Genomic DNA, 25,172 nt, shown 5'->3' with positions numbered 1-25,172 from the left:
CAGGATCTGTAGTTCAACCCTCCAAGACAAGTGCCGCGAAGACCAACCACATCGCTTTCTGGGGGGTGCATCATTGTGCACATGGCCAACGCACCGGGGCTCAGCGTCGCAGCGCGGATCGCCGCTCATCTGGAGCGGGACACCTCGGCGCTGCTGGAACGGGTCGCCGCGACCTACCGCCGCAATCCCGGCTACTCGGGCTTCGACCACAGCACCTACCAGGCCGACGTCATGGCCGTCTCGGCGGCCAACCTTCGCCTTCTCGCCCAACGTCTGCGTGGCCAGCAGCTCGCCGAGGACGACATCGCGATCATCGCCGAGTCCGGCGCCCGCCGGATGACCCAGCAGGTACCGGAGGCGGAGGTCGGCCGCGCCTACCGGCTCTGGTCGATGGCCGTCTGGACCGAGATCACCGAGGCCGCCCGGGAGATCGGCGACATCGACGCCGCGGACGTCGTCCCCCTCGCCGCCGTCGTGCTCGAGCACAACGAGTACGTCGGCGGTCTCGCCGCCGACGCCTACGAGGGCGAGTCCCGCGGCATCTGGGTCCAGACGACCCGTCTCGACGACGTCACGATGGGCGAGCTCGTCACCGGCACCGCACAGCGCGAACAGATCGAGGCCCTGCGACTGCAGTGCCTGGGCGACCGGGCCGACGGCCCCGTGACGCTGTTGGCGGTGACGACCCGTGAGCGCGGGGCCGGCATCACCGCCGGCAACGCCGCGGTCCGGCAGGTCGTCGACTCCTGCCGGAGGGCGGCGGACACCCGCATCTTCGTCGGTGTCGTCGACCGCGACGTCATCCTCATCGGACAGCCGCCCGAGCCCGAGAGGTGGATCTCCGACCTCGGGGCCTTCGGGCTCCAGCAGGTCGCCATGGTCCACCTCCCCTCACTCGGGAGCTTCCGATCCGGCCTGATCGCCGTGCCCGAGGCCCGCGAGATGCTCGCCGCGGCGCGGGCCCTCCCTGCGCGCCGCACCCCCTACACGTGGCGCGAGACGGTGCTCACCGCGATCGGGATGACCGCCCCGCCCGGCTTCGCGGCACGCCTCCGGAACAGCCTCGTCCGGATCGTCGAGTACGAGGAGCGGAGGGGGACGCCGCTCCGACAGACCCTCCACGTCCATCTCGACAACGGCGAATCCGTCACCAGGACGGCGGACGCCCTGTTCTGCCACCCCAACACGGTGCGGCACCGACTCGGAAGGATCTCCGCACTCACCGGGCTGGATCCCGCCAACTCCACGGACCTGGCCGTCCTCGCCATCGCTCTGGCACTCGCGCCGAGCGCCGGACCACGCACCGGCTGAGCCGCCACCCAGTGGCGACCGCCGCACCGTGCGGGAACCAGGCCGACGCCGGGGGCACCGGACGCTCGCGGCGGACAGCTCGGGACGGAGAGTCATCTGTCTCGGTCGGTGTGGGGACGGATGACCGATCCACCAGCCCCGACCGTGCGCTTGGCTGGACCCTGACCGGGCGCATCGCCTGCCCGACCGGTCCCGCGTTCGAGGGAGAACGATGACCACCAGCAACGACCTGATCCGGGGCCTGCCCAGCGCGGTGGAGGTCGAGGGGTACATCGAGACGCTGTCGAACTGGGGGCGGTGGGGTGCCGAGGACCGACTCGGCACCCTGAACCTGATCACCCCGCAGAAGCGGGTCGAGGCCGCCGCGCTGGTCCGTGAGGGTCAGGTCGTGTCGCTGTCCCGCGACATCGACCCCGAGGACGCGGACCCGCTGCACACCGGAATCGCGAAGGTCCAGCGCTTCATGGGAATCGGCGAGCTGGAACACCACCTCGGCCGGGGGGTCTCCCGGTTCGACGGGATCACCGACTACGTCGGGATCGCGGCGCACGGCTCCAACACCCATCTCGACGGGCTCGCGCACTACAGCTGGGACGGCAAGCAGTACAACAACCGGCTCGTCACCGACACGGTCACCTCCATCGGCGGCTGTCTCGAGCTCTCGGTCCGGGACGCGTACGAAGGCATCGTGAGCCGCGGTGTCCTCCTCGACATCGTCGCCCTCCACGACGGCGACTGGCTGGAGCCGGGACACGCCATCGGGCCCGAGGAGCTCGAGGAGGCCGAGCGACGGCAGAAGGTCACCGTCGGATCCGGCGACGTTCTCCTCGTGCACACCGGGCACGTCGCCCGGACCCTGCAGCACGGCGTGGCGCGAGAGAACGGCAAGGTCAGACAGCCGGGCCTGCACGCCGGCTGCCTCCCCTGGCTGCGCGAGCGGGACGTCGCGACGCTGGCGAGCGACGCGATCCAGGACGTGCAGCCCTCCGGCTACCCGGACGTCTCGTTCCTGCGACCCATCCACACGGTGGGTCTGGTCGCACTGGGGCTGTGGCTGATCGACAACATGGAGCTGACCGAGCTGGCCGCCGCGTGCGCCGAGCGCGGGCGATGGGAGTTCTTCTTCGCGATGCTGCCCTGGCGCATGGCCGGGGTGACCTCCAGTGCCACCAACCCCGTTGCGATCTTCTGACCGCGCTTCTCGAACGACATGCCGCACGGCGAGATGAGGACACGATGAGCGACACGGTGGACGTCCTGGTGATCGGAGCCGGTTTCGCCGGCCTGCACATGGTCTACAAGCTCCGCGAAGCGGGCTTCGCCGTGCACGGCCTCGAGGCGGGCAGCGGCCCGGGCGGTACCTGGTACTGGAACCGGTATCCGGGCGCGCGCTGCGACTCGGAGGTCATGTACTACTCCTTCTCCTTCCTGCCCGAGCTGGAGCAGGAGTGGCCGCTGCAGGAGCGCTACCCCGCCCAGCCCGAGATCCTGCGCTACCTGGAGAGGGTCACCGAGCTGCTCGACCTGCACAAGGACTTCACCTTCGACACCCGGGTCGACCGCCTGACCTTCGACGCGGACACGAACCTGTGGACCATCCGTGGCGAGGCGGGCGGCGAGTGGACCGCCCGATTCGTCGTGACCGCCGTCGGATGCCTGTCGGCGGCCAACGTTCCGCAGATCCCGGGTGCGGACTCGTTCGCGGGGCGGACGCTGCACACCGCCGCCTGGCCGCACGAGCCGGTCGACCTCGGAGGGAAGCGGGTCGGTGTCATCGGCACCGGCGCGTCCGGGATCCAGGCGATCCCGGTCATCGCGACGCAGGCCGCCCACCTGACCGTCTTCCAGCGGACAGCGCAGTTCACGCTGCCCGCCGCGAACGGTCCGCTCGATCCTCGGATGGTCGAGCTCTGGAAGCAGAACTACCCGGAGTGGCGGCGGCGAGCACGGCTGTCGTCGGCCGGCATCCCGTACACCCCGACCGACGTCTCGGCGATGGAGGTCACCGCCGAGGAGCGGCGCGCCCGCTACGAGGCGGCCTGGGAGCAGGGCGGTTACCAGTTCGGGCTGGGCACGTTCAACGACATCCTGCTCAACGAGGAGTCGAACGCCACCGCGGCGGACTTCGTCCGGGGCAAGATCGGCGAGCTGGTCGACGACCCGGAGGTCGCGGAGCTGCTCACGCCTCGGGGCTACCCCATCGCAACCAAGCGGATGCCGCTGGACACCGGGTACTACGTCACCTACAACCGCCCGAACGTGTCACTGGTCGATCTGCGGCGGTCGCCGATCGAGGAGATCACGGAGGCCGGCATACGCACGACCGCGGGCCTGCACGAGCTCGACGTGATCGTCTACGCGACCGGCTTCGACGCCCTGACCGGTCCGCTCACCGCACTGAACGTCATCGGCCGCAACGGGTCCGCGCTGACCGACGCCTGGTGCGAGGGCCCTCGCACCTATCTCGGCGTGGCGATTCCGGACTTCCCCAACCTGTTCACCATCACCGGTCCCGGTAGCCCGTCGGTGGTCAGCAACATGCCGGTGTCCACGGAGCAGCACGCCGAGTGGATCGGCAACCTGTTGATCCACCTGCGCGAACAGGGGATCGAGCGGGTCGAGGCGACTCGCGAGGCCGCCGACCAGTGGACCGATCACGTCCAGCAGGTCGCGTCGGGGACGCTCTACCCGCGGGCGGCGTCGTGGTACATGGGCGCCAACATCCCGGGCAAGCCGCGCGTCTTCCTGCCCTACGTCGGCGGGGTCGGCAACTACCGCAAGAAGTGCGATGACGTCGCAGCGAGCGGCTACCCGGGGTTCGCGCTCACCGCGGGCCGGACCCGGGTCTGACCCCGACGGATCGAGACGGAGGAGACGACGATGGCGCTCGACGAGGCAAGCGCGGGCTTGCTCGAGCAGATGGCCCAGCTGGACGCGAAGCCGCTGCACGAGATGGCTCCCGAGCAGGCCAGGGACTTCGTGGCGACGATGGGCGGGCGTGGCGGACCGGGGCCCGCCATGCACCGCGTCCGCAACACCCGTGTCCTGGTCAGCGGCGGCGCGGTGCCGGTGCGGATCCTGACGCCCGCCGAACAGGTGCGCGGTGTCATCGTCTGGTACCACGGCGGCGGCTGGGTGCTCGGCGGGACCGACGAGGCCGAGCCGGTCGGCCGCACCTTGGCCGACCGCACCGGCTGCACGGTTGTGCTCGTGGGGTACCGGACGGCACCGGAGTACCGCTTCCCCACCGCGGTCGACGACGCCTGGGCCGCCTACACATGGACGCTGGAACGCCTCGACGAGCTGGCGGGCGGGACGGCTCCGGTCGTCGTCGCCGGTGACAGCGCGGGAGGGAACCTCGCCGCGGTCGTCGCCCAGCGAGCGGTTCGCCGGGGGACGCCGCTGCCCGCGCTGCAGGTCCTCGTCTACCCGGTGACGGACTGCGACCTGAGTACGACCAGCTACGAGGACCCGGCGAACCAGCTGCTGCTGAGCCGGGACACCATGACCTGGTTCTGGGACCACTACGCCCCCGACGAGGTCGCGCGGCTGCATGCGGACGCCTCACCGCTCCGGGGCGCGTTCGCGGGGCTGCCCCCCGCGGTCGTCCTCACCGCCGAGCACGACGTCCTTCGGGACGAGGGCGAGATCTACGCCACTCGGATGATCAAGGCGGGTGTGCAGGTCGAGCATCGCCGGTTCGCCGGCCAGATGCACGGCTTCTTCACCATGATCGGAGCTCTGCCGGGTGCGGAGGCCGGCATGGACTACGTCGTCGGGGCCATCGACAACGGCCTGGGCTGAGCCACCCGCACCGGCCGACACACCCCGGGGCGAGCTGGAGACGCCTCGCCTCCAGGGGACGTCACGGATCCGGGCCGTCGCCGCGGACCCACAGGGCGAGCTGCACCCTCGACCTGAAGTTGAGTTTCGTGAGGATGTGGCTCACGTGGGTGCGAGCGGTCCGTTCGGAGACGAAGAGGTCGGCCGCGATCTCGAGGTTCGACTTCCCTTCCGCCACGAGCGCCGCGACCTCGTGCTCCCGCTTCGTCAGCGCGGGAGTGGTGCGGCCGTCCACGGCCTGCACGAGCCGCAGGGCCAGGGCCGGGTCGAGGTACTGCTCGCCCTTCGCCGCGGCCCGGACGGAAGCCAGGATGGTGTCCGGCCTGCTGGACTTCATCACGTACGCGGAGACCTCCTGGGCGAGTGCCCGCCGGACGCGGTCGGAGTCCCCGTACGCGCTCAGCACGACGACCCGGGTGGGGGCCCCCAGCTCGACAACGCCACGAGCGATCTCGAGCCCGCCCACCTCGGGCATCAGCAGGTCGGTCACGACCACGTCCGCCGGACACCCCGCTCGGGCGAGCTCGTCGATCTCGCGCAGGGCCTGCCGCCCGTCCGCCGTCTCGCCGACCACCTCGACGTCCCCTGCACTCTCGAGGAACGCCCGCAGGCCCTGACGGACGATCTCGTGGTCGTCGACGAGGTAGGTGCGGATCTTCGACAACGGACGCCTCCGGAGCCGGCGGACTTGCCGGTGTGCGGCACACTACCGCGATGTGGACCAGCCGATGACGGACCGGGCGCCCGCCCCGTTCTCATGGGCCCGCGTGCATCCCGACGGCCGGTTCGTCGACGGGGACCGGCGGCTGTTCGACCTCGCCACGGCCCGCCGGTCGGTCCTCGTCCCGAGCGGGGGACGGCATGCCTGGGACAGCACGCCCGACCGCGATCTGATCTGGCGCATCGGGCCGAGCGGCACCCACTGGCTGCTGGAGGGATTCCCGGATCCCGGGCCGGTGCTGACCTGGACCGAGCTGCAGCGGACCGACGCGGCCCATTTCCTGTCCGTGACGGGCTCGACGACCATGGACGGCACGGTCCGCGACCTGGCTGCGGACTTCGTGGAGGCCAGCGGGCTCGCGGACCCGCTCGTGATCCTGATCGACTCGACCGGCGACCCGACCTTCGCGGGCGGGCAGTCCATCTCCCACCGAGCTCTGGCGGCGATGGAGCGCACCCGGCGGAACGGCGCTCCGATGATCATCTGGGAGGCGTTCGACGAGCGCCGGATGATCATCGATCCGGACTGGTTCGCCGTCGCTCGCCGCGACGAGCGCTTCGCCCCGGTGGGCGCCCTGCTCGCGGACGGGCGCGAGGGTGCCTACGTCGCCATACCGCTGGCCGTGGGCCGCCGCGTGATCGGAGTCCTGTCGGGGATCTGGACCCGATCGGAGCAGCTGGACGCCGCCCGCGTGGTCAGATGGTGGACACTCGCCGACCGGCTGACTCTGGCCCTGCGCTACTCCGACGCGAACCGGCGTACCCGTGCGCACGGTGCCGAGGCGGCGTGGGCCAAGCTGCGCGACGACCTGCACGCCACAGTGGCACAGGACGTCTTCGTTCTGTCTCTGGAGGTCGCCCGGCTCACCGCGGGGACGGGCCCGGTCTCACCGGCCGACATGGCGACGACGAAGACGCTCACCGAGCGCCTGGTCAGCGGAATCCGCGCCGTCATAGCGAGCCCCGACGAGGACACCGGCGACGTCGGCCCGGCCGAGCGGCTGCGCGAGCTCGCCGAGGACGTCCACTTTCGGTCGACCGCCCATGTGCACTTCGACCGGGAGATCGACTGGGACCTGCTCAGCTCCGCCTTCGCCGACGACGTCGTCCGGATCGTGGCCGAGGCGTTCCGGAACGCGCTCAAGCACGCCCACCCGACGACGATCACGGTGTCCGCCACGCTCGAGTCCTCGACCCGGAACCTGCGACTGGTGGTGGCCGACGACGGGCGTCCCCCCGCCGCCACGGTGCCCTCGGGGACCGGTGCGGGCCTCGACCTGCTACGCCGGATCATCGAGGAACGCGGCGGCGTGCTCACCCTCGACGTGTCGTCCGCCGGAGCCACCCTCACCGTCGTGGTGCCTGCGGAGCTGAAGTCGGAATGGGCGGTGGCCCAGCAGGCCCTCGACGAGCGCTCCCCCGAGCAGTCGGACACACGGCAGTAGGCGGTCGGCGGCATCGAGACGTATGTCGCACCGAGAAGGCGACACACCGCAGACGCAGGCGGGCTCGGGCCGCTGCGAGGCTGGGCACACGGCGTGGATCCCGGTCGGGCAGATCAGAGCGGTGTCCACCTCGGACAGCGCCGCCGCCTTCCCGATGCCGGCGGGCCCGGCCGTCTCACGCGGAGGGGTAACGGAAAGGCGAGCTCGGCCGGTGGCGAAGCAGCTCCGACCCCCTCGTCCCCGGATGGCCCGGTGGACACATCCGGAGACGTGACGAGCAAGGAGCACCACCTCGTGACCGACGCCGCGCACGCGCGTGTGAACCCCCTGATCGAGCTTCTCGAGGCCGACAAGCCGATCTTCTCCGTGTGGGCCAACTACTACGGTGTGGGCGCCGACTACCAGGTCGCCGCCTCCCTGCAGGCCAGTCCTCACTACGACTTCCTGCTCTACGACCTCGAGCACCAGCCCTACGACCTCGGGCAGCTCCGCAGGTTCCTCTGGGACCTGCTCGACCCGGCGACGCTCGTCACCGGTGGCCGCGGCGCGATCAAGCCGGTGATCGCCCGGATCCCGCCCGGCGGACGGGACTCCACCACCTGGGTCACCAAACAGGTCCTCGACATGGGCGTCGCCGGGCTGATGCTGCCCCACGTCGAGACGCCCGAGCAGGCGCTGGGGGCCGTTGCCGCCGCGCGCTACGCACAGCACCCCGACGCCCGGGATCTCCATCCGGAGGGCCTGCGCGGCTACAGCCCCGCCGTTCCCGCCCGGTACTGGGGGCTGGACCCGCACGACTACCAGGCGCGCTCGGACATCTGGGGCCTCGACCCCCTCGGTGAGCTCCTTCTGATCTTCATCATCGAGAGCAGGCGCGGGGTGGACAACGTCCGTGCGATCGCCGAGGGACTGACCGAGGCGGGCGTCAGGTGCATCCTCTGGGCCGGCGGCGGGGACATGTCGATCTCCTACGGCGAGCCGCCCTACGGCGGGGAGCAGCCGGCCACCGAGGCGGGCATCGAGGCGGTGCTCTCGGCCGGGCGGGAGTTCGGGCTGCCCGTCGGGATGAACAACTACCGGTCGGTGGAGGCGGACTTCGCGCGGGGCGCCCGCGCGTTCTTCACCCTCGGCCCCCAGGCGATCGCCACATCGCCGCTGTCCGACGAGGCCCGCCGGGCCGTCGGGCGCTAGCGAGACACGGGAAGGAACCACGGTCATGCCGGTCACAGACTTCACCGGGTCCGTCGCACTCGTCACGGGTGCCGCAGGGGGCATCGGCCTCGGGATCGCCGAGGCGCTCCTCGCCGAAGGCGCCCGGGTGGCGCTGGCGGACATCGACACGGTCGAGCTCGGACGGACCGTCGACGATCTGAAGGCTCGGGGGCATGCGGTCCTCGGGGTGGAGCTGGACGTCACCGACCGGGCCGCGTGGGCGGCGGCGGTCGATCTCGTGCGGGAGACCTGGGGCGAGCTGCGCGTCCTGGTGAACAACGCCGGCGTGAGCACGCTCGGCATGCCGTTCGAGACGATCGAGCCGACGCTCTGGGACAAGGTCGTCGACATCAACCTCACCGGCGTCTACAACGGCATCCACGCCTCGCTGGCCTCGCTGCTCGCCGACGGCGGGGGGCACATCGTCAACACCGCCTCGGTCGGGGGCCTGCTGGGCATACCGGCCCTGGGGCCGTACGTGGCGACGAAGTTCGCCGTGGTCGGCCTCAGCGAAGCCCTGCGAGCGGAGCTGTCCGACCAGGGAGTCGGCGTTTCGGTCCTGTGCCCCGCATCGGTCCGGAGCAGGCTGTGGCGCACCTCGCGACCGGTGCGTGGGCTACCGGACGTCGACACCCCGCCTGCGGACGCGAGCGGCCAGTCCGGGCGCGAGGGCGGTATGGATCCCGCCGAGGTGGGCCGGCGTGTCGTGGACGGAGTCCGGCGAAACGACCTCTACATCCTCACCCATCCCGAGATCCGGTCCTGGCTCGTTCGCCGGCACGACGGACTGGTCGCGGCTCTCGACCACGCAGGCGAGTACGTCGACTGAGCGAGACCGATCTCATCGAGCGCAACCCGGCTCCTGCCGCTTCCTTCCCGCCGTCCCGGGCCACGAGGGGGGTCGGCGAGGCGCTCGGGCCCGCGGTGCAGAACCTCGAGGTCGGTGACCGTTCGCACGAACCGCCCCGAACGCAACAGGCCCGAGAGTCAGGAGACTCATCGGGCCTGATCAGAAGGGTGGAGCTGAGGGGATTCGAACCCCTGACCCCTTGACTGCCAGGATTCTGTCGAGACCCTCACAAGCCTCTCACCAGCAACTACACCACCGGAGGGTTTCTCTGCAGCCTCTACAACTCGCACCACGCGCAGAGTTTCGCACCACGAATGGCTCCATGCCTCACGTCTGGTCGTCTGACACTCGGCTGCGACGGCAGCAGAGGATCCCGACGACAACCGGCGCTGTCCAGCACCAGCCGAGTACAGGTGACCGACGCCGAGCTTGATCCACCACTGAGCGCCGGGGCAGCACATCCGAGGCCATCTCCGGGGTGGCATGTGTTGTCAGCCTGCGGCCGATCACGATCGACGGCGAGACGATCAGCCCCCGCAACGGCTCACACCCCGAGCAATTTCTTCCGCCCGATCCCACGCCGCGGAATCTCCGCCCGGCTCGTACCGGGCGAGCTCGACCGAGGCCCGCAGCAGCGCCCGCAGCTCGGGCAGCCCACCCGCGACCGCGCCGAGCGCCCGGGCCTGGACCAGCGCGTTCCCGTAGGCGGCGGCCTCGACCGGCCCCGCCAGGACGGGCAGCCCGCAGGCGTCCGCGGTCAGCCGGCACAGCAGAGTGTTGAGGGCCCCGCCCCCGACTACGTGCACGATCTCGACCTCGTGCCCGGACAGGCGAACCGCGTCCCGCACCGCCCGCCGATGCGCGAGCGCGAGGCTGTCCAGGATGCAGCGCACCAGGGCGGGCCGCGACGCCGGCTCCGGATACCCCGCCCGTACGCACGCGGCCCGGATCCGGGCCGGCATGTCCCCCGGCGCCAGGAAGCCGGGATCGCCCGCGTCCACGACCGCGGCGAGACCGGGCTCCTGCGTGGCCGCGGCGAGCACCGGGCCGAGGGCGGGGTCGCCCCAGGACCGCAGGCACTCCTGCAGCAGCCAGAGCCCCATGACGTTGCGCAGGTAGCGCACGGTCCCGTCGACGCCGAGCTCGTTGGAGAAGTTGGCGGCCCGGCCCTCCTCCGAGGTCAGCGGGGCCCGCAGCTCGACGCCGGCGAGCGACCACGTCCCGGTCGCGATGTAGGCGTACCGGTCCGTGGCGGCGGGCACGCCCACCACGGCCGACGCGGTGTCGTGGGAACCCACCGCGACGACCGGGACGGGCCGGTCCACGCCCACCTCCGCGCGGACCGGCGCGGTCAGCCCGCCGACGACCGTCCCCGCCTCGACCAGCGGGGCGAACAGCACGGGATCGAGGCCCAGGCGCCCCATCAGGGTCGTGGCCCAGGCCCGCGAACGGGCGTCGAGCAGACCGGTCGTCGAGGCGTTGGTGACCTCAGCGACCCGGGCGCCGGTGAGCCAGTGGGTCAGCAGGTCCGGGATCAGCAGCAGCTGCTCGGCCGCCGCGAGCTGCGGGGTCCCCGTGGCCGCGACGAGCTGGTAGACGGTGTTGAACGGCAGCACCTGGACCCCGGCCGTCCCGTAGAGGACCTCCGCGGGGACCCGCTCGTGCACCCGCGCCGCGACCCCGTCGGTGCGGGCGTCGCGATAGTGCACCGGGTTGCCGAGCAGGGCGCCGGTCGCGTCGAGCAAGCCGTAGTCGACGGCCCATGAGTCGATGCCGACCGCGTCGAGCGGACCCCCGTGCGCCGTGCGCCGCAGGCCGGTCAGGATCCCCTGGTGGAGGCCGAGGACGTCCCAGTGCAGGGTCGGTCCGACCTGCACCGGCCCGTTGGGGAAGCGGTGCACCTCGGAGAGCGCGACGCCGCCGGGCCCGACCTCGACAGCCATGACGCGACCGCTCGACGCGCCGAGGTCGACCGCGGCGACCCGCACCGTCATCGCAGGAACGCAGCCGCGACGCCCGAGTCCACCGGGACGTGCAGCCCGGTCGTGCGGGTCAGGTCCCCGCCGGTGAGGGCCAGGACCGCGGCGGCGACGTGCTCCGGCAGCACCTCGCGCTTGAGGAGGGTCCGCTGGGCGTAGAACTCGCCGAGCTTGTCCTCCTCCACCCCATACACCGCGGCGCGCGAGGCGCCCCAGCCGCCGGCGAAGATCCCGGACCCGCGGACGACGCCGTCGGGGTTGATCCCGTTGACCCGGATCTGGTGCGGGCCGAGCTCGGCGGCGAGCAGCCGGACCTGGTGGGCCTGGTCGGCCTTCGTCGCGCCGTAGGCGACGTTGTTCGGGCCGGCGAACACGGCGTTCTTGCTGGAGATGTAAACGATGTCACCGCCCATCCCCTGCTCGACCATGATCCGGGCGGCCTCGCGGGAGACGTCGCCGGTGCCTCCTCGGACGACATGTCAGCGCTCCCCGGTCCGACGCGACCTCGGCACATCCCGGCACATCCCGGCTCGACACCCCGTCCAGATCGCTCCGCCAGCAACGGCGAATCCTACGTCGGTCGGGGGCCGGGCGGACCCGGCCGGCCACCAGCCCTTCCACCACACTCGCGCCGGGGTCGCGCAATCCTTGACACCCTTCGCGCGCCGATGCCACGATCAATAACATGAATTCAGCTCAGGATCAGGCGCAGGTGTCTCCGCCGACGGTCGCTGAGAGCCCCGGCGTCTATCCCGCCGGATACGGAACCCGGCTGCGGCGACCGGCGGACCCGGGCCGCAGGCCGAACATCCTCATGATCGTCCTGGACGACGTCGGGTTCGCCCAGTTCGGCTGCTTCGGTTCCGACATCCGTACACCGACCTTCGACCGCCTCGCCGGGGACGGCCTGCGGTACAACAACTTCCACGTCACCTCCATCTGCTCCTCGACGCGCGCGAGCCTGCTGACGGGGATGAACCACCATGCGGTCGGCATGGGCGCGCTGGTCGACCACCCGATCGACTACCCCGGGTACACGGGGCGGATCCCGGACGGGGTGGAGGCGCTGCCGGCGACCCTGCGCCGCGCGGGCTACAGCACGTTCGCCGTGGGCAAGTGGCACCTCATCCCCCGCTGGGACACCAGCGCGGTGGGACCGTTCGACCGGTGGCCGCTGGGGCTGGGGTTCGAGCGCTTCTACGGGTTCCTGGGCGGCGAGACCAACCAGTGGGCGCCGACGCTCGTCCGCGACAACCAGATGGTCGACCAGCCCCGTCGCCCCGAGGAGGGCTACCACCTGTCCGAGGACCTGGCGGACACCGCGATCGGCATGATTCTCGACCAGCAGCACGTCCGTCCGGACAAGCCGTTCTTCTGCTACCTGGCCCCGGGTGCGATGCACGCGCCGCACCAGGTCACCGAGGAATGGTCGGACCCCTACCGGGGCGCCTACGACCGGGGCTGGGACGACTGGCGGGACGAGGTATTCGCCAAGCAGCAGGAGCTCGGTGTCGTCCCGGCGGGCTCGGCGGCGAGCGACCGGCCCTCGTGGGTGCAGTCCTGGGACTCGCTGTCCCCCGACGAGCGCCGGCTGTTCGCGAGGATGCACGAGGTGTACGCCGGGTTCATGACCCACACCGACCACTGCATCGGCCGGATCGTCGCCACGCTCGAGGAGCTCGGCATCCTCGACGACACCGTCATCGTGGTCACCTCGGACAACGGGGCCAGCGCCGAGGGCGGCGACGTGGGCAGTGTGAACGAGCACCGGCTGGTCAACCGGCTGCCCGACGACGTGGCCCTGAACCTGGCACACCTCGACGAGCTCGGCGGGCACCGTGTGCACAACCACTACCCGTGGGGCTGGGCCTGGGCCGGCAACACGCCGTTCCGACTGTGGAAGCGCTACACCTGGCTCGGCGGGACCCGGGTGCCGTTCATCGTGCGCTGGGGCGCCGGGGTCGAGCAGGACGGACAGGTCCGGAGCCAGTTCTGCCACGCGGTCGACATCATGCCGACCCTGTGCGAGCTCGCCGGCGCGGAGCCCCGGTCCACGCTGCGCGACCTCGACGGCACGAGCTTCGCGGCCACGCTCCGGGACGGCGCCGCGGAGACACGCACCACCCAGTACTTCGAGATGTACGGCTCCCGGGCCCTCTACCACGACGGCTGGCGGGTCGTGACCGACCACATGGCCTCCGGGTTCGCCGTCGAGGACAAGGTCGAGGGGAGCCGGGACTTCGGCACCGACCACTGGTCGCTGTTCGACACCGCACACGACTTCGCCGAGGCGAACGACCTCGCGGAGACCCACCCGGAACGGGCCGAGGAGCTGGTCCGGCTGTGGTGGGCGGAGGCCGGCCGGAACAACGTCCTCCCGATGCTCGACGTGTTCGGCGCGCCGAAGAGGGACGTCCACCTGGGCCCGTCGCCGATGCCGTCGCGGCAGACCTACGTGTACCGGCCGGGCGGCTCCCCCGTCCCGGAACGGTGCTCGGCCCCGCTCGCGGGCGGGTTCACCGTGTCCGCCGTCGTCCACGTCGGCGACGAAGAGCCGTCGGGCATCCTCTGCGCGCAGGGCAACTGGAACAACGGCTGGGCCCTGCTGGTCGTCGACGGCGACTACCGCTACGTGCTGAACCGGGCGGGTTCGGAGATCGGCCTCGGCGCCCCCTGCACCCTCGGTCGCGGCCGGCACGAGCTGGGGCTGGAGTACCGCTGCGGGGACGGGGACGGTCGCCTCACGCTGCGCGTCGACGGCGAGGTCGTCGCCGAGAGGGGCCTGTCCGAGTCCATGCCCCGTCGCTGGCAGATCGGCGACGCGCCGTTGAGCATCGGGCGGGACAGCGGCTTCCCGGTCACCCCGGCGTACCGGCCGCCGTTCACCTGGAACGGGACCATCGAGACGGTGACGTTCGAGGTTGCGGACCCGGAACACGGCACGCCGAGTCTCGGCAGCGCTCTCGTCGCGGACTGACCGCACCCACGACGACACCGATCCCCGTGGCGGACCGCCACGGGGATCGGTCGTGTGCGCCCCCGGGTGTGCTGCCGGGGGGCGGGGGTCGGACCGGGGGTCGTGCGACGAGGCGACCTGGTCGGTCCCGACGGGTCACGGCCGGCGCGTCGACCGTCGACGAGGACGGCCCAGCCGGTTCAGGAACCTCCCCGCCGACGACGGGTGGGCACCGCAACTCTCACGGTCAGTACTTGCCGTCGCGGACCGCGGCCACCGGCGACTCGTCGAAGATGTCGTCGACCGTGAGGGTCTTGTCGTAGGAGAGCACCTTGGCCTCCCGGAACATGTTCTGGTACACCGGGAAGAGCTGCTTCTGGTTCGCGGCGTCGAGATCGGCCGAGTACTTCGCGAGGCCGCTCTGGATCACGTTCTCGGGTGTCGAGCCCAGGATCTGCGCCTGCGCGTCCAGGACGGTCTTGTCCGCGAGATAGTCCCCCTGCAGGTACGTGCGGTTCGTCCGCATGATCGCCCGGAAGAAGGCGGCCGCCGCCTCGGGCTCGTCCTTGAGCCACTGCGAGTTCGACAGGAACAGGGCGATGGGCGGACTCTGCTGGACCAGCGTGAACCGGCTCTTCTCCGGCTGCAGGACATTGACCGCCGCACCGAACAGCGAGCCACCGGCGATCTGCCCCCGGATCAGGGCGTTCGCGACGTCGATGGAACCCGGGATGTTCGCCAGCACGACGGAGTCCAGGGGCAGACCGACCTTCTTCGCCGCAAGGTAGAAACTGCCGGCCCCCGGGCTACCGAAACTCCCCGCACCGGGGCCGAAGGACACCTGCTGACCGCGGATCTTCACCGGATCGATATTGCCGTCCTTGACGAAGTCGTTGTTGACGTAGAGCCCCTCGCTCGGAGGCTGCTCCTGCGCCGCGGTGGTCGTGTACTTGAGGGGTGAGTTGTCCCGGGCCAGCAGGTTGAACGCCGCCGCGTTGAACCCGGAGAGCTGGACCTGCGCCTTCCCCTGCGCCGTCAGGACCGAACCGTCGGTCGTCGGGACGATCTGCAGCTCGACGTCGAGGTTCTCCTTGTCGAACTCCTTGAAGTGGTCCGCCAACAGGACACTCATGAACGACTGGGCCGGTGCGGAGTACAGCACCGTGACCTTGGCCCTCTTGGCCAGCGGCCGTGGTTGCGGCGTGTTCGGACCGGTACCGACCGAGGCCGGCCCTCCACCACCGCCGGCCGAGGTGCCCGACGAGGATGTCCCGGCCGAGCCGCAGCTCGCCACCGCCACGAGAAGTACCGCGCTGAGCACGGCGACGCAGATCCTTCGCCACCTGACTACGACATCAACCATGTTGTTCCTCGACTGGTTCGGATTCCTCAACGGTGGGCCCGAGAACACGATCCTCGGCCGCCCCGGACAACCACGCGGCGACGGTGCCGGGATCGACCGGCCGGTCGACGGGGTGGACTCGACGATGCGGGAACGGATCGGTCGTCCACGATCCGACGGTTCGCGGCCGGCGATCGCGGCGGGACATGGGCTGCGTGGTCAGCTCCTCATGCACCCCCGTCCGTCCGGACCGGTCGTCAGGTGCACTCGAGCGTCGCCTTCGGCGGCCCGGTGGGCGAACCGTGGGGAAGTCACGAGCAATCTGACGGCACTGTCGATACTCATCTAACTGAGTTGAACTCGATTCGAGCAACAGTGGCACAACGGCCCGGGCCGGTCAAGGCGGCACCTGGCTCACACAGGGCTGTTGGTCAGGACCCTGCGTCGGGCCCGGAGCCGAAGTCCTCGTGGAAGTCGCGGACATGGGCCTCCATGAGGTCCGCCGCCCGGGAGCCCCGGCCGTCGGAGATCGCGGAGTAGATCCCCTCATGCTCGCGCCGCAGCCGCTCCCGCAGACCCGCCCAGTCCCCCGGCGCCGTCATCGCCGTGAGGAGTCGGCCACGCAGGGACTCCCGGATGGCCACGGTCAGCTCGTCGACGAGCCGGTTGCCTGCCGTGCCCGCGACGGCGACGTGGAAGGCGACGTCGGCGTGGCTGAACGCCAAGGGGTCGAGGTCGGCTTCCATCGCGTCCAGCTCGGCGTGGATCCGCAGGAGGTCCTTGGCCGTGCGGCGCCGCGCAGCACGACCCGCGGCGAAGCCCTCCAGCAGGATGCGCGCCTCGATGACGTCGTCGACCGGGAACGACTCGAGCGCGAGGTGCAGCGCCAGCACCCTGCCCAGTGCCCGGGCGGGGGCCGGGACGACGATCGTCCCCGACCGGTCGCCGGTCCCCACCTGCGACCGGATCACCCCCTGGGTCTGCAGCACGCGCATGGCCTCCCGGACGGCCTGCCTGCTCGCTCCCAGCTGTGCTGCGAGCTCCCGCTCCGGGGGGAGCCGATCGCCCGGCCGGAGCTCGTGGGAGGTCAACAGTCGCTCGACGTGGTCGAGGACGACCTGGTACGTGCCCGGCCGCGGACGATCACCGGATGTCATGTGACCCCCTCATCGCCGCCCCGCCGGCCTCCGCCGGGTGGGACGGTACAACGTCCCCTGGGTTGCTTTGGTTGTACCATAGCGCTGCCTTGGTCCGACCATCGTACTTTTCCGTCACCGAGGACCCAGGAGGCCCGATGACCCGCGTCGGACTGATGGTCACCTGCCTGAACGACACCCTGTTTCCCGGGACGGGGCGGGCAGTGGTGATACTGCTGCGGAGGCTGGGCGTCGAGGTCGACGTTCCGCCCGAACAGACCTGCTGCGGCCAGCCGATGGTCAACACGGGCTACCTCGACGAGGCCGTTCCGTTGGTGCGCAACCACCTTGAGGCGTTCGAGGACTGCGACGCGGTCGTCGCCCCGTCCGGTTCGTGCGTGGGATCCGTGCGGCACCAGCACCGCCTCGTCGCCGAGCGTTCCGGGGACCCGGGGCTCGTGAGGGCGGTCGAGCAGGCGGCGCCGGTGTACGAGCTCACCGAGTACCTGGTCGACGTCCTGGGGGTCGTGGACGTCGGTGCCTACTTCCCGCACCACGTCACCTACCACCCGACCTGCCACTCGCTGCGCATGCTCGGCGTCGGCGACCGTCCGACCCGCCTCCTGCGAGCGGTGCGGGGGCTGCGGCTGCACGATCTGCCGGCGGCCGCCGAGTGCTGCGGGTTCGGGGGGACGTTCGCGGTCAAGAACGCGGACACCTCGGTCGCGATGGGCGGCGACAAAGCACGACGGGTCCGCGAGAGCGGCGCCGAGGTCCTCGTGGCGGGCGACAACTCCTGTCTCATGCACATCGGGGGCATGCTCTCCCGCCAACGTTCGGGGGTACGGGTGATGCATCTGGCCGAGGTGCTCGCACAGACCGGGTCCACGCCGACGGTCGAGGTGGCCGGCCGATGAGCGGCACCTTCCTCGGCACTCCCGCGTTCCCCTCGGCGGCGCGCGCGGCCCTGTCGGACAGCCAGCTGCGCCGCAACCTCGCGCACGCGACGGGGGTGATCCGCACCAAGCGTTCCGGCGTCGTCTCCGAGGTCGCCGAGTGGGAGGAGCTGCGGCTGGCCGGCGAGGCGATCAAGAACCGCGTCCTGCGCCACCTGCCGGAGTACCTCGAACAGCTGGAAGCCTCGTTGACGGCCGCGGGCGCCACCGTGCACTGGGCGCAGGACGCCGACGAGGCCAACGCCATCGTCGTCGACATCGCCCGCCGCCACAGTGCCGACGAGGTCGTGAAGGTCAAGTCGATGGCCACCCAGGAGATCGATCTCAACACGGCCCTCGAGCAGGCCGGGATCCGCGCCTGGGAGACCGATCTCGCCGAGCTCATCGTGCAGCTGGGCGACGACCTGCCCAGCCACATCCTGGTCCCCGCCATCCACCGCAACCGCGCGGAGATCCGCGAGATCTTCCTGCGGGAGATGGGCCGGGCCGGGCGTCCCGCGCCCGCAGGCGTGTCCGACGAGCCCACCGACCTCGCCGAGGCGGCTCGCGCCCACCTGCGCGAGAAGTTCCTGCGCGCCCGGGTCGCCGTGTCGGGCGCGAACTTCGCCGTCGCCGAGACCGGAACCCTGACCGTCGTGGAGTCCGAGGGCAACGGCCGGATGTGCCTGACGCTGCCCGAGGTGCTCATCTCCGTGGTCGGCATCGAGAAGATCCTGCCCACCTACCGCGACCTGGACGTCATGCTCCAGCTCCTGCCCCGCTCGTCGACCGGGGAACGGATGAACCCGTACACCTCGACCTGGACCGGGGTGACACCCGGCGACGGGCCGCAGGAGGTGCACGTCATCCTGCTGGACAACGGCCGGACGACGGTCCTGGCCGACCCCACGGGCCGGCAGGCGCTGCGGTGCATCCGCTGCTCGGCCTGCCTGAACGTGTGCCCGGTGTACGAGCGCACCGGCGGCCACGCCTACGGCTCGGTCTACCCGGGCCCCATCGGCGCCATCCTCACCCCGCAGCTGCGGGGCGCGGCCGGCGACGGGCCGCCGAACCCCCAGGCCGACTCCCTGCCGTACGCATCGAGCCTCTGCGGTGCGTGCTTCGAGGTCTGTCCGGTGCGCATCGACATCCCGGAGGTGCTCGTCCACCTGCGGAGCCGGGTCGTCGACCGCAGGAGGGCAGCCACGCGGCTGCCGTCGGCACAGGACACCGCGATGAAGCTCGCCTCGTGGACCTTCGCGACGGCGGGCCGGACGAAGGCCGCCGAACGAGTCGCGACAGCGGGTGGCCGGATCGCGTCGGCGTTCTCCCGCCGGACGCCCGGCGGACGCCGGGTGCTGGGGTCCGTCCCCGGCCCAGGTGCGGGGTGGTCCGCTGCGCGGGACATCCCGCTGCCGGCCACGGAGTCGTTCCGCGCGTGTTGGGAGCGCACCGACGGAGGGCGCACCGAGCGCCCCGGGAAGGACGGGCAGCCGTGAGCTCTCGCGAGGCGATCCTGCAGCGCGCACGCCGGGCCCTGGCCGACGTACCGGCCGGGGACCCCGCCGACGACGTGCCGGTGGTGCGGGCCGAGCCCTCCCGCCTGCTCACCCTCGAGCAGGTCGTGTCGCTGTTCGCCGAGCGGGTGGCGGACTACCGCGCGACGGTGGAGCGGATTTCCGCGGACCAGGTCGCCGGGGCTGTCCGCGCGGCGCTCGCGGAGCGGACCGCGCCGGGTACCGCGCGGCTGCTGGTGCCGCGCGACCTCCCCGACGGGCTCGTCCCGACCGGCGACGAGGTGGGCATCGACGTGGGCATCGAGGTCGTCCTCGACGGGCCGGACGTGCCGATCGCCGAGCTCGACCGCTGCGACGCGGTCCTCACCACGGCCCGGGTCGCCGTCGCGGAGACCGGGACCGTCGTGCTGGACCACGGGCCCGGCCAGGGTCGCCGCGCCGCCAGCCTGATCCCGGACCTGCACCTGTGCCTGGTCCGGGAGCACCAGGTGCGGCACGGTGTGCCGGAGGCGATCGCCGAGCTGGACCCGCTGCGCCCCCAGACGTGGATCAGCGGACCGAGCGCGACGAGCGACATCGAGCTCGACCGGGTCGAGGGAGTCCACGGTCCTCGAACGCTGCACGTCCTGATCGCCGCGGACTGAGCCCGGCGGCGGACCCACGCCGCCGGCCCGAGGAGCTCGGCCGTCAGCCCCGCAGCAGGGGGCGGGCGGGACCCCGGCGGGGACCGGCCTCTCCCGCCGGCCCCGGGCGGATGCCGTACCGGCTGATCCTGCGGTACACCGTGGCCCTGCTCATCCCCAGGCTCTCGGCGGCCTGGGCCACCGTGACCCCCGGCTGGGCGAGGGCCCGGGCGATCTCGTCCCGCTCGAGGGTCTCGAGCCGCGTGAGGACCCGGCCCGGACCGCAGAGGACCTCCGGGGCGAGGTGCCCGGAGTCCACGACGTCGCTCTTCAGGACCGCGTCGCTCACCACCCGGCGGAGCTGACCGACGTTGCCCGGCCAGGTGAAGGCCGCGAGGGCACGCGCGGCCGCGGGGGTGAACCGCACGTCGGTCCCGCGTGCGCACCGTCCGAGGTGCTCGGCCAGCGGGCTGATGCCGTCCGGGCGAAGGCGCAGCGGCGGGAGCTCCACGACCACGTCGAGCAGGCTCACGAGGGGGTCCGGGACGGCGGCGACGTCGGAGGCGGTGACCGCCAGCGAGACGCCCGGGGCGCCGGACACGATCCGCGCCAGCTCCGCGGCCGCCCACAGGGGCAGGGCATCGACCCCGCCGACGATGACCTCGGCCCACCCCTTCCGCAGCTCGGGCACCCACAACGCGAGCCAGGGCTCCAGATCGCGCTGGTCGGGCGGCCTCGCCTCGAGGATCCTCCGGTCGCGGCCGGCCTCCCGCAGCGCCGTCCTGAGCAACGCCGTCTTCCCGACGCCCGGCTCCCCGACCACTCCGGCGGTCCGGCCCGTCCGGACCGCGTCGACGACCGTGGCGAGCGCGTCGTCCCAGGACTTCCCCGCGCCGACGGCATCGGGTCCGTACCGGCCGGCGGGGACGACGCGGAAGACCTCGCCCCTGGGGGTCCGCTGCGGGACGGTGCCGTGGCCGGTGACCAGGGCGGAGATGTGGGCGGCGGCCGTCCGGGCCAGCGCGAGGAGGAGCGCGTCCGACCGGTGGGTCCACGTCGTGAGGTTGACGCTGCCCAGCAGGCGGTGGTGCACCGGGTCGATCACCGGCGCGGCGGCGCAGGTGTACCCCCACAAGCCGGTGCAGTAGTGCTCGGAGCCGCGGACCAGCGACGGGGCGCGGTCGGCGAGGGCCAGGCCCAGCCCGTTCGTCCCCGCCTCCCGCTCCGAGAAGGCGAACCCCGGTGCGAGGTGCGTGGCGTCCAGCGCCCGGGTCAGGGCGGGTTCGTCGCACATCCGGCTGAGCACCAGGCCGTCGGCGTCCGTCAGCATCATGCTGACGGGCTCGCCGCTGAGGGCCTCCTTCAGCCCGCGGAGGACCTCGTGCCCACACCGGAAGTACAGCGACTCGTCGTCGACGCCCCCGGCGAACACGGGATCGACCGCGTCCACCGGGGCACCGTAGTCCCTGCTCCGCCGCCAGGACGCGGACAACCGCGGGCTCACGACGACGCTCCGCTCGACCGTCACCCACACCTCCTCGTCGACCCGGACGCCGACACCCACGGACCTCAGGTGGCCGGTGCGACCTCGCCGAGGAACCCGAGCACCAGCTTCGTGACCGCATCGGGCTGCTCGACCATCGGCCAGTGCCCCGCGTCGGGGATGCAGACCTTGTCCAGCAGCTGCGCGAAGTACTCCTCCTGCTGGTCGAGCGGCGCCTTCGACAGGGTCGTGTCGAATTCGGCCGTCCGGCGCGTGACCGGCTCGTCACTGCCGTAGGCGAACATGGCGGGCACCAGGATGCGCGCCTCCTCGAGCCACGGCGTGAGCTCGCGGATGCGGGGCATGTTCCGGTAGTAGTTGAGCGGCCCGCGCATCCCCGACTCGCGGTAGAGGCTCAGGCAGTAGTCGATGTCGGCCTGGCTGTGTCCCGGGATGGAGGTCGGGGCCGGCCCGAGACCGTCGAACAGCGTGCGGTCCTTCGGCCCGCCGCTGATGATCTCGGCCATGTCCTTGCCGCTGTCGTTGCTCGACGCGGCGTACCACATCCACATCAGGCTGTTCGTGAGGTCGGCGTCGAACTCCGCCTCCGCGACACCCGGCTGCAGGAAGTAGCGGGCGTACCAGAAGGAGTCGGCGTGCATCGCCGGCTCGGCCCAGTTGCGGAGCATCTTCGGCACGTAGGGAACGGAGAAGCCGAGGACACCGCGGACGCGGTGGGGGTAGAGCAGCGCCACGTGCCACGCGGTGATGCAGCCCCAGTCCTGGCCCACGACCGTGAACTTCTCGGCGCCGAGGTGGTCGGCCAGCCCGACGATGTCGGCCGACACCTTCCGGATGTCGTAGTCCTCGACACCCGGGGGACGGTCGCTGAGGCCGTAGCCACGCTGGTCGGGAGCCACCACGCGGTAGCCGGCCTCGACCAGGGGACGCACCTGGTTGCGCCAGACGTACCAGCTCTGCGGGAACCCGTGGATCAGGACGACGAGCTCCCCCTCCCCCTCGTGGGCCGCGTGCAGGCGGAGGCCGTTGGTCGGGATCATCTCGGTGTGGATCCCGGCGGGGTTGTTCGCGCTGATGGGTATCGGTCCTTCCGGTCGTCGACGGTCAGCGACGGTACTGCGAGGTCCAGAGGTAGGGGCGGGAACCGTCGGAACTCAGTACCGGCCCTGCAGGACGTTGTCCACGGGGCTGGAGTCGAAGACGTCCTCGACGGTCAGGGTCTTGTCGTAGGACAGCACCTTGGCCGCCCGGGACAGGTCCTGGAAGACCGGGAAGTACGTCTTCGGCACCTTCGGGTCGAGGTCGGCGGCGTAGCCCGCCAGACCGTCGGCGACCAGGTTCTCCGGCGTGGTGCCGAGGATCTTGGCCTCGGCGTCGACCACCTTCTGGTTGTTCAGGTAGTCACCCTGCAGATAGGTGCGGTTCGTGCGCATGGCGGCCCGGAAGAACGCGGCCGCGACCTCCGGCTGGTTCTTGAGCCACTCGGCACTCGCCAGGAAGGTTCCCGTGGCCGCGTTGTGCTGCACCATCGTGAACCGGTCCTTCTGCGGCTGCAGCAGGCGCGCGGCGGCGCTCCACAGCCCGGCACCGGCGATCCGGTTGTTGAGCAGGGCGATGGCCCCGTCGGTCACGCTGCTGATGGTCGCCGGGGTGACGGCGTCCAGGGGGATGTCGTGCTCCTTGGCGTGCATGTACCACTGCAGCGCACCCGTGTTGCCGAGGCCGCCGCCGCCGGAGCCGAACATGACCGTCTGGCCCTTGATCTTGGTGGCGTCGACGTGGCCGTCCGTCACGAAGTCGTTGTTGACGTACAGACCCGCGGCGGGAGGCTCCTCCTGGCAGGCCGTGGTCACGTACTTGATGGGCGACGGGTTCTGGGCGAGCAGGTTCAGCGCCGAGGCGTTGAATCCGGCCATCTGCACCTGCGCCGCGCCCCGGGCCACCAGGACGGCGCCGTCGGTCGTCGGGACCTGCTTCAGCTCGACGTCGAGGTTCTCCTTCTCGAACTCTCCCATCTGGGCGCCGAGCAGCACGCTCATGAAGGTCTGCGCCGGCGCTGAGTACAGCACCGTCACCTTCGTGCGCTCCTTGAGCGGGCTCGGCTTCGGCGTGTTGGGCCCGGAGCCGACCGACGCCGGGCCACCCCCCTGGGCGACCGTGTTCGTGGAGCCGCCGGATCCTCCGGATCCACATGCGGAAAGGGCAATCAGCGCGATCGCCGTGACGGCGACCCCCAGTTGCCGCCCCCGTCTCCATTGACCAGAACGGAACATCACGGACTCCTTTGTGGACTTCGTGGGGCTGTGCGTTCCTTGCGCGGGGCCGCTCCGCTCACCGGCCCCGGGGCGCCTCGACCGAGGCGTGCGTCGTGCTGCGCGGACACCCACCGCGAGCGATCGAACCTCCGGCGGGTGAGCCCACTGCCGAAACGTCCCGCTCGCGGTGTCGCATAGCGTAACCTGTATTGAGTTCATGTCAATCCCAGTTCCCGCCGACGCGGGAAGGATGTCCGGTCGAGCTGAACCGGCATCAGCACGAGCCCGGGCACCGCGGGTGCCGGCTCACCGGTCCGGACGTACGACGCCGACCGGAGGAGCCGGGGTGGTCGGCCCCTCCGGTCGGCGAGGACGTGCGGAGGGTGCTGCGGTCAGGCCCGGCGACGCCGGCCCGCTCTGCGGAGCCCAGTCATTCCCGAACGCCCGGGACCACGACCTCGGGCATGCTCAGTGGGCGGGGCAGGGGCAGCGCGAGGGAGTACGGAATGGCCGAGATGAGCTCGTGACCCACCCCGTCCGGGTCCGTGAACACCACGACCCGGCGGGTCCCGCCGAAGTCGGGCCCGAAGTCCCACTCCTCGGGCGGACCCGAGACGCGGACGCCCGGGAACTGCGCCGCCTGCTCGACGAGCGTGGCGTACGCGGCGTCGATGTCGTCCACCTCCAGGGCCAGGCGCTGGAAGCCGAGATGCAGACCGCTCTCGTAGGGGATCCCGGAGTTCTCCGGGCCACCGGTCCACGACAGGCGGTCGAGGAACAGCCGGGGGTCCCCACGGGCGGCGAAGAAGGCCGCGTCGTATCCGGCCTTGCCCCCGTAGGCGTCGAAGGTGTTGGTGACCGGCGGCCCTGAGACGCTGGCGGTGTGGTCGACGCCGACGAGGTCGCGGTAGAAGCGAATCGTCTCGTTCACGTCCTTGGAGCTGCTGGCCAGGTGGGCCAGACGATCGACGGAGGCGGGTGCCGCACCCGGCCGCCGGTCGACGAACTCCAGCACGATCCCGTCCGGGTCGGGGAAGGCGATCGCGGTGACGTCCTCGGCGGGCGGGCTGAACGGCTGGACGCCGGCGGCGACCAGCTCGTCGTACACCACCCGGGTCGGCCGCTCGGACCGGAAGGCCAGCCGGTACCACCCGATCTGCGACGCGCGGTCGTAGGGACGGCCGACCGGCTCGGGGGTGAGCCACTGCACGAGATGAACCGCGCAGTAGTTCGGGTTGTGGGAGTTCTGGGTCGGGGTGACGACGCCGCCGTCGGAGGCGTCGCGCAACAGGTACCCGGTGAACTGCCCGCGGTCGATGCCGAGCGCCGGGAACGACTGGACCGGGGACCGCGTCCGACCGAACACCCGCATCGGGGTGTGGCGCTCCCAGAACTCGCGGGCCCGCTCGAGGTCCGACACGTTGACGACGATGTGGGAGATCCGGTTGATCCAGGGTCGCAGACTGGCGGGCCGCGGCCCGCTGCCCGAAGAGCTCATCGAGGAGCCTTCCTCTCGTGCGGTGGGTCGTGGGCGACCGGGACCG

At 71.5% G+C, this 25,172-nt stretch carries 20 protein-coding genes and 1 pseudogene; 12 read left to right on the top strand and 9 right to left on the bottom strand.

Features of this window, described 5'->3' with window-relative positions; translation table 11 throughout:
• The first annotated feature begins 81 nt into the window (after nt 1-81).
• From ABD324_RS12860 to ABD324_RS12845, 4 genes are all read left to right on the top strand, one after another.
• Nucleotides 82-1,311 (top strand): PucR family transcriptional regulator, encoded by a 1,230-nt coding sequence (locus ABD324_RS12860; RefSeq protein WP_344415884.1) that lies wholly within the window; start codon nt 82-84, stop codon nt 1,309-1,311.
• 211 nt (nt 1,312-1,522) lie between these two features.
• Entirely contained in the window at nt 1,523-2,503 is a 981-nt protein-coding gene (locus ABD324_RS12855) for a cyclase family protein (RefSeq protein WP_344415882.1), read from the top strand.
• Between the two features lie 44 nt (nt 2,504-2,547).
• Entirely contained in the window at nt 2,548-4,161 is a 1,614-nt protein-coding gene (locus ABD324_RS12850) for a flavin-containing monooxygenase (RefSeq protein WP_344415880.1), read from the top strand.
• Between the two features lie 30 nt (nt 4,162-4,191).
• Complete coding sequence (locus tag ABD324_RS12845; RefSeq protein ID WP_344415878.1) at nt 4,192-5,115, top strand: alpha/beta hydrolase; 924 nt, start codon at nt 4,192-4,194, stop codon at nt 5,113-5,115.
• Nucleotides 5,116-5,176: 61 nt separating this feature from the next.
• Here ABD324_RS12845 and ABD324_RS12840 read toward each other — a convergent pair whose 3' ends face one another.
• Nucleotides 5,177-5,818, bottom strand: a complete 642-nt coding sequence (locus tag ABD324_RS12840) for a response regulator (protein ID WP_344415876.1) — start codon at nt 5,816-5,818, stop codon at nt 5,177-5,179.
• 52 nt (nt 5,819-5,870) lie between these two features.
• Between ABD324_RS12840 and ABD324_RS12835 the strand changes: the two genes are divergently transcribed.
• The 3 genes from ABD324_RS12835 to ABD324_RS12825 all read left to right on the top strand — a co-directional run bounded on the left by ABD324_RS12835 (nt 5,871) and on the right by ABD324_RS12825 (nt 9,360).
• Nucleotides 5,871-7,319, top strand: coding sequence for a sensor histidine kinase (locus ABD324_RS12835; RefSeq protein ID WP_344415874.1), 1,449 nt, complete (start codon nt 5,871-5,873; stop codon nt 7,317-7,319).
• Nucleotides 7,320-7,571: 252 nt separating this feature from the next.
• On the top strand, nt 7,572-8,510 hold the full coding sequence (locus tag ABD324_RS12830) for an aldolase/citrate lyase family protein (RefSeq protein ID WP_344415872.1): 939 nt from the start codon (nt 7,572-7,574) through the stop codon (nt 8,508-8,510).
• Nucleotides 8,511-8,535: 25 nt separating this feature from the next.
• Nucleotides 8,536-9,360, top strand: a complete 825-nt coding sequence (locus ABD324_RS12825) for an SDR family oxidoreductase (RefSeq protein WP_344415870.1) — start codon at nt 8,536-8,538, stop codon at nt 9,358-9,360.
• A gap of 548 nt (nt 9,361-9,908) precedes the next feature.
• On the opposite strand, the gene ABD324_RS12820 is transcribed toward ABD324_RS12825, so the two are convergent.
• Both ABD324_RS12820 and ABD324_RS12815 read right to left on the bottom strand, forming a co-directional pair.
• On the bottom strand, nt 9,909-11,375 hold the full coding sequence (locus tag ABD324_RS12820) for a rhamnulokinase (protein WP_344415868.1): 1,467 nt from the start codon (nt 11,373-11,375) through the stop codon (nt 9,909-9,911).
• A pseudogene (locus ABD324_RS12815) lies at nt 11,372-11,812 on the bottom strand (SDR family oxidoreductase); the annotation flags it as partial. The pseudogene ABD324_RS12815 and the gene ABD324_RS12820, both read right to left, overlap by 4 nt.
• 260 nt (nt 11,813-12,072) lie before the next feature.
• On the opposite strand from ABD324_RS12815, the gene ABD324_RS12810 reads away from it, so the two are divergent.
• A complete protein-coding gene (locus ABD324_RS12810; RefSeq protein ID WP_344415866.1) occupies nt 12,073-14,337 on the top strand; it encodes an arylsulfatase in 2,265 nt (754 codons plus the stop codon).
• 226 nt (nt 14,338-14,563) lie between these two features.
• On the opposite strand, the gene ABD324_RS12805 is transcribed toward ABD324_RS12810, so the two are convergent.
• On the bottom strand, nt 14,564-15,448 hold the full coding sequence (locus ABD324_RS12805; protein ID WP_344415864.1) for a substrate-binding domain-containing protein: 885 nt from the start codon (nt 15,446-15,448) through the stop codon (nt 14,564-14,566).
• Here ABD324_RS12805 and ABD324_RS12800 point away from each other — a divergent pair.
• On the top strand, nt 15,447-16,007 hold the full coding sequence (locus tag ABD324_RS12800; RefSeq protein ID WP_344415862.1) for a hypothetical protein: 561 nt from the start codon (nt 15,447-15,449) through the stop codon (nt 16,005-16,007). The two genes, ABD324_RS12805 and ABD324_RS12800, sit on opposite strands and share 2 nt — an antisense overlap.
• Before the next feature lie 82 nt (nt 16,008-16,089).
• Here ABD324_RS12800 and ABD324_RS12795 read toward each other — a convergent pair whose 3' ends face one another.
• Nucleotides 16,090-16,815: a FadR/GntR family transcriptional regulator gene (locus ABD324_RS12795; protein WP_344415860.1), complete on the bottom strand. Its 726-nt coding sequence runs from the start codon at nt 16,813-16,815 to the stop codon at nt 16,090-16,092.
• A 137-nt stretch (nt 16,816-16,952) separates the two neighbouring features.
• Here ABD324_RS12795 and ABD324_RS12790 point away from each other — a divergent pair, with 137 nt between their 5' ends.
• From ABD324_RS12790 to ABD324_RS12780, 3 genes are read left to right on the top strand one after another with little or no spacing between them, the layout of a single operon-like run.
• Nucleotides 16,953-17,711: a (Fe-S)-binding protein gene (locus ABD324_RS12790; protein WP_344415858.1), complete on the top strand. Its 759-nt coding sequence runs from the start codon at nt 16,953-16,955 to the stop codon at nt 17,709-17,711.
• Nucleotides 17,708-19,228, top strand: coding sequence for a lactate utilization protein B (locus ABD324_RS12785; RefSeq protein ID WP_344415856.1), 1,521 nt, complete (start codon nt 17,708-17,710; stop codon nt 19,226-19,228). The genes ABD324_RS12790 and ABD324_RS12785 overlap by 4 nt, the downstream gene beginning before the upstream one ends.
• Nucleotides 19,225-19,890: a LutC/YkgG family protein gene (locus ABD324_RS12780; protein WP_344415854.1), complete on the top strand. Its 666-nt coding sequence runs from the start codon at nt 19,225-19,227 to the stop codon at nt 19,888-19,890. Before ABD324_RS12785 ends, ABD324_RS12780 begins: the two co-directional genes overlap by 4 nt.
• Nucleotides 19,891-19,933: 43 nt before the next feature.
• Here ABD324_RS12780 and ABD324_RS12775 read toward each other — a convergent pair whose 3' ends face one another.
• From ABD324_RS12775 to ABD324_RS12760, 4 genes are all read right to left on the bottom strand, one after another.
• Entirely contained in the window at nt 19,934-21,397 is a 1,464-nt protein-coding gene (locus ABD324_RS12775) for a GAF domain-containing protein (RefSeq protein ID WP_344415852.1), read from the bottom strand.
• 41 nt (nt 21,398-21,438) lie between these two features.
• Nucleotides 21,439-22,413 carry an alpha/beta fold hydrolase gene (locus ABD324_RS12770; protein ID WP_344415850.1) on the bottom strand — a complete coding sequence of 325 codons (975 nt, stop codon included), beginning with the start codon at nt 22,411-22,413 and terminating at the stop codon, nt 21,439-21,441.
• A gap of 114 nt (nt 22,414-22,527) precedes the next feature.
• Entirely contained in the window at nt 22,528-23,448 is a 921-nt protein-coding gene (locus ABD324_RS12765) for an ABC transporter substrate-binding protein (RefSeq protein ID WP_344415848.1), read from the bottom strand.
• Nucleotides 23,449-24,058: 610 nt separating this feature from the next.
• Nucleotides 24,059-25,126 carry a VOC family protein gene (locus tag ABD324_RS12760; RefSeq protein ID WP_344415846.1) on the bottom strand — a complete coding sequence of 356 codons (1,068 nt, stop codon included), beginning with the start codon at nt 25,124-25,126 and terminating at the stop codon, nt 24,059-24,061.
• Nucleotides 25,127-25,172 lie beyond the last annotated feature (46 nt).

The sequence above is a fragment of the Pseudonocardia ailaonensis genome, assembly GCF_039531635.1.
Classification (GTDB): domain Bacteria; phylum Actinomycetota; class Actinomycetes; order Mycobacteriales; family Pseudonocardiaceae; genus Pseudonocardia; species Pseudonocardia ailaonensis.
This window is presented reverse-complemented; position numbering and strand designations above follow the sequence as displayed.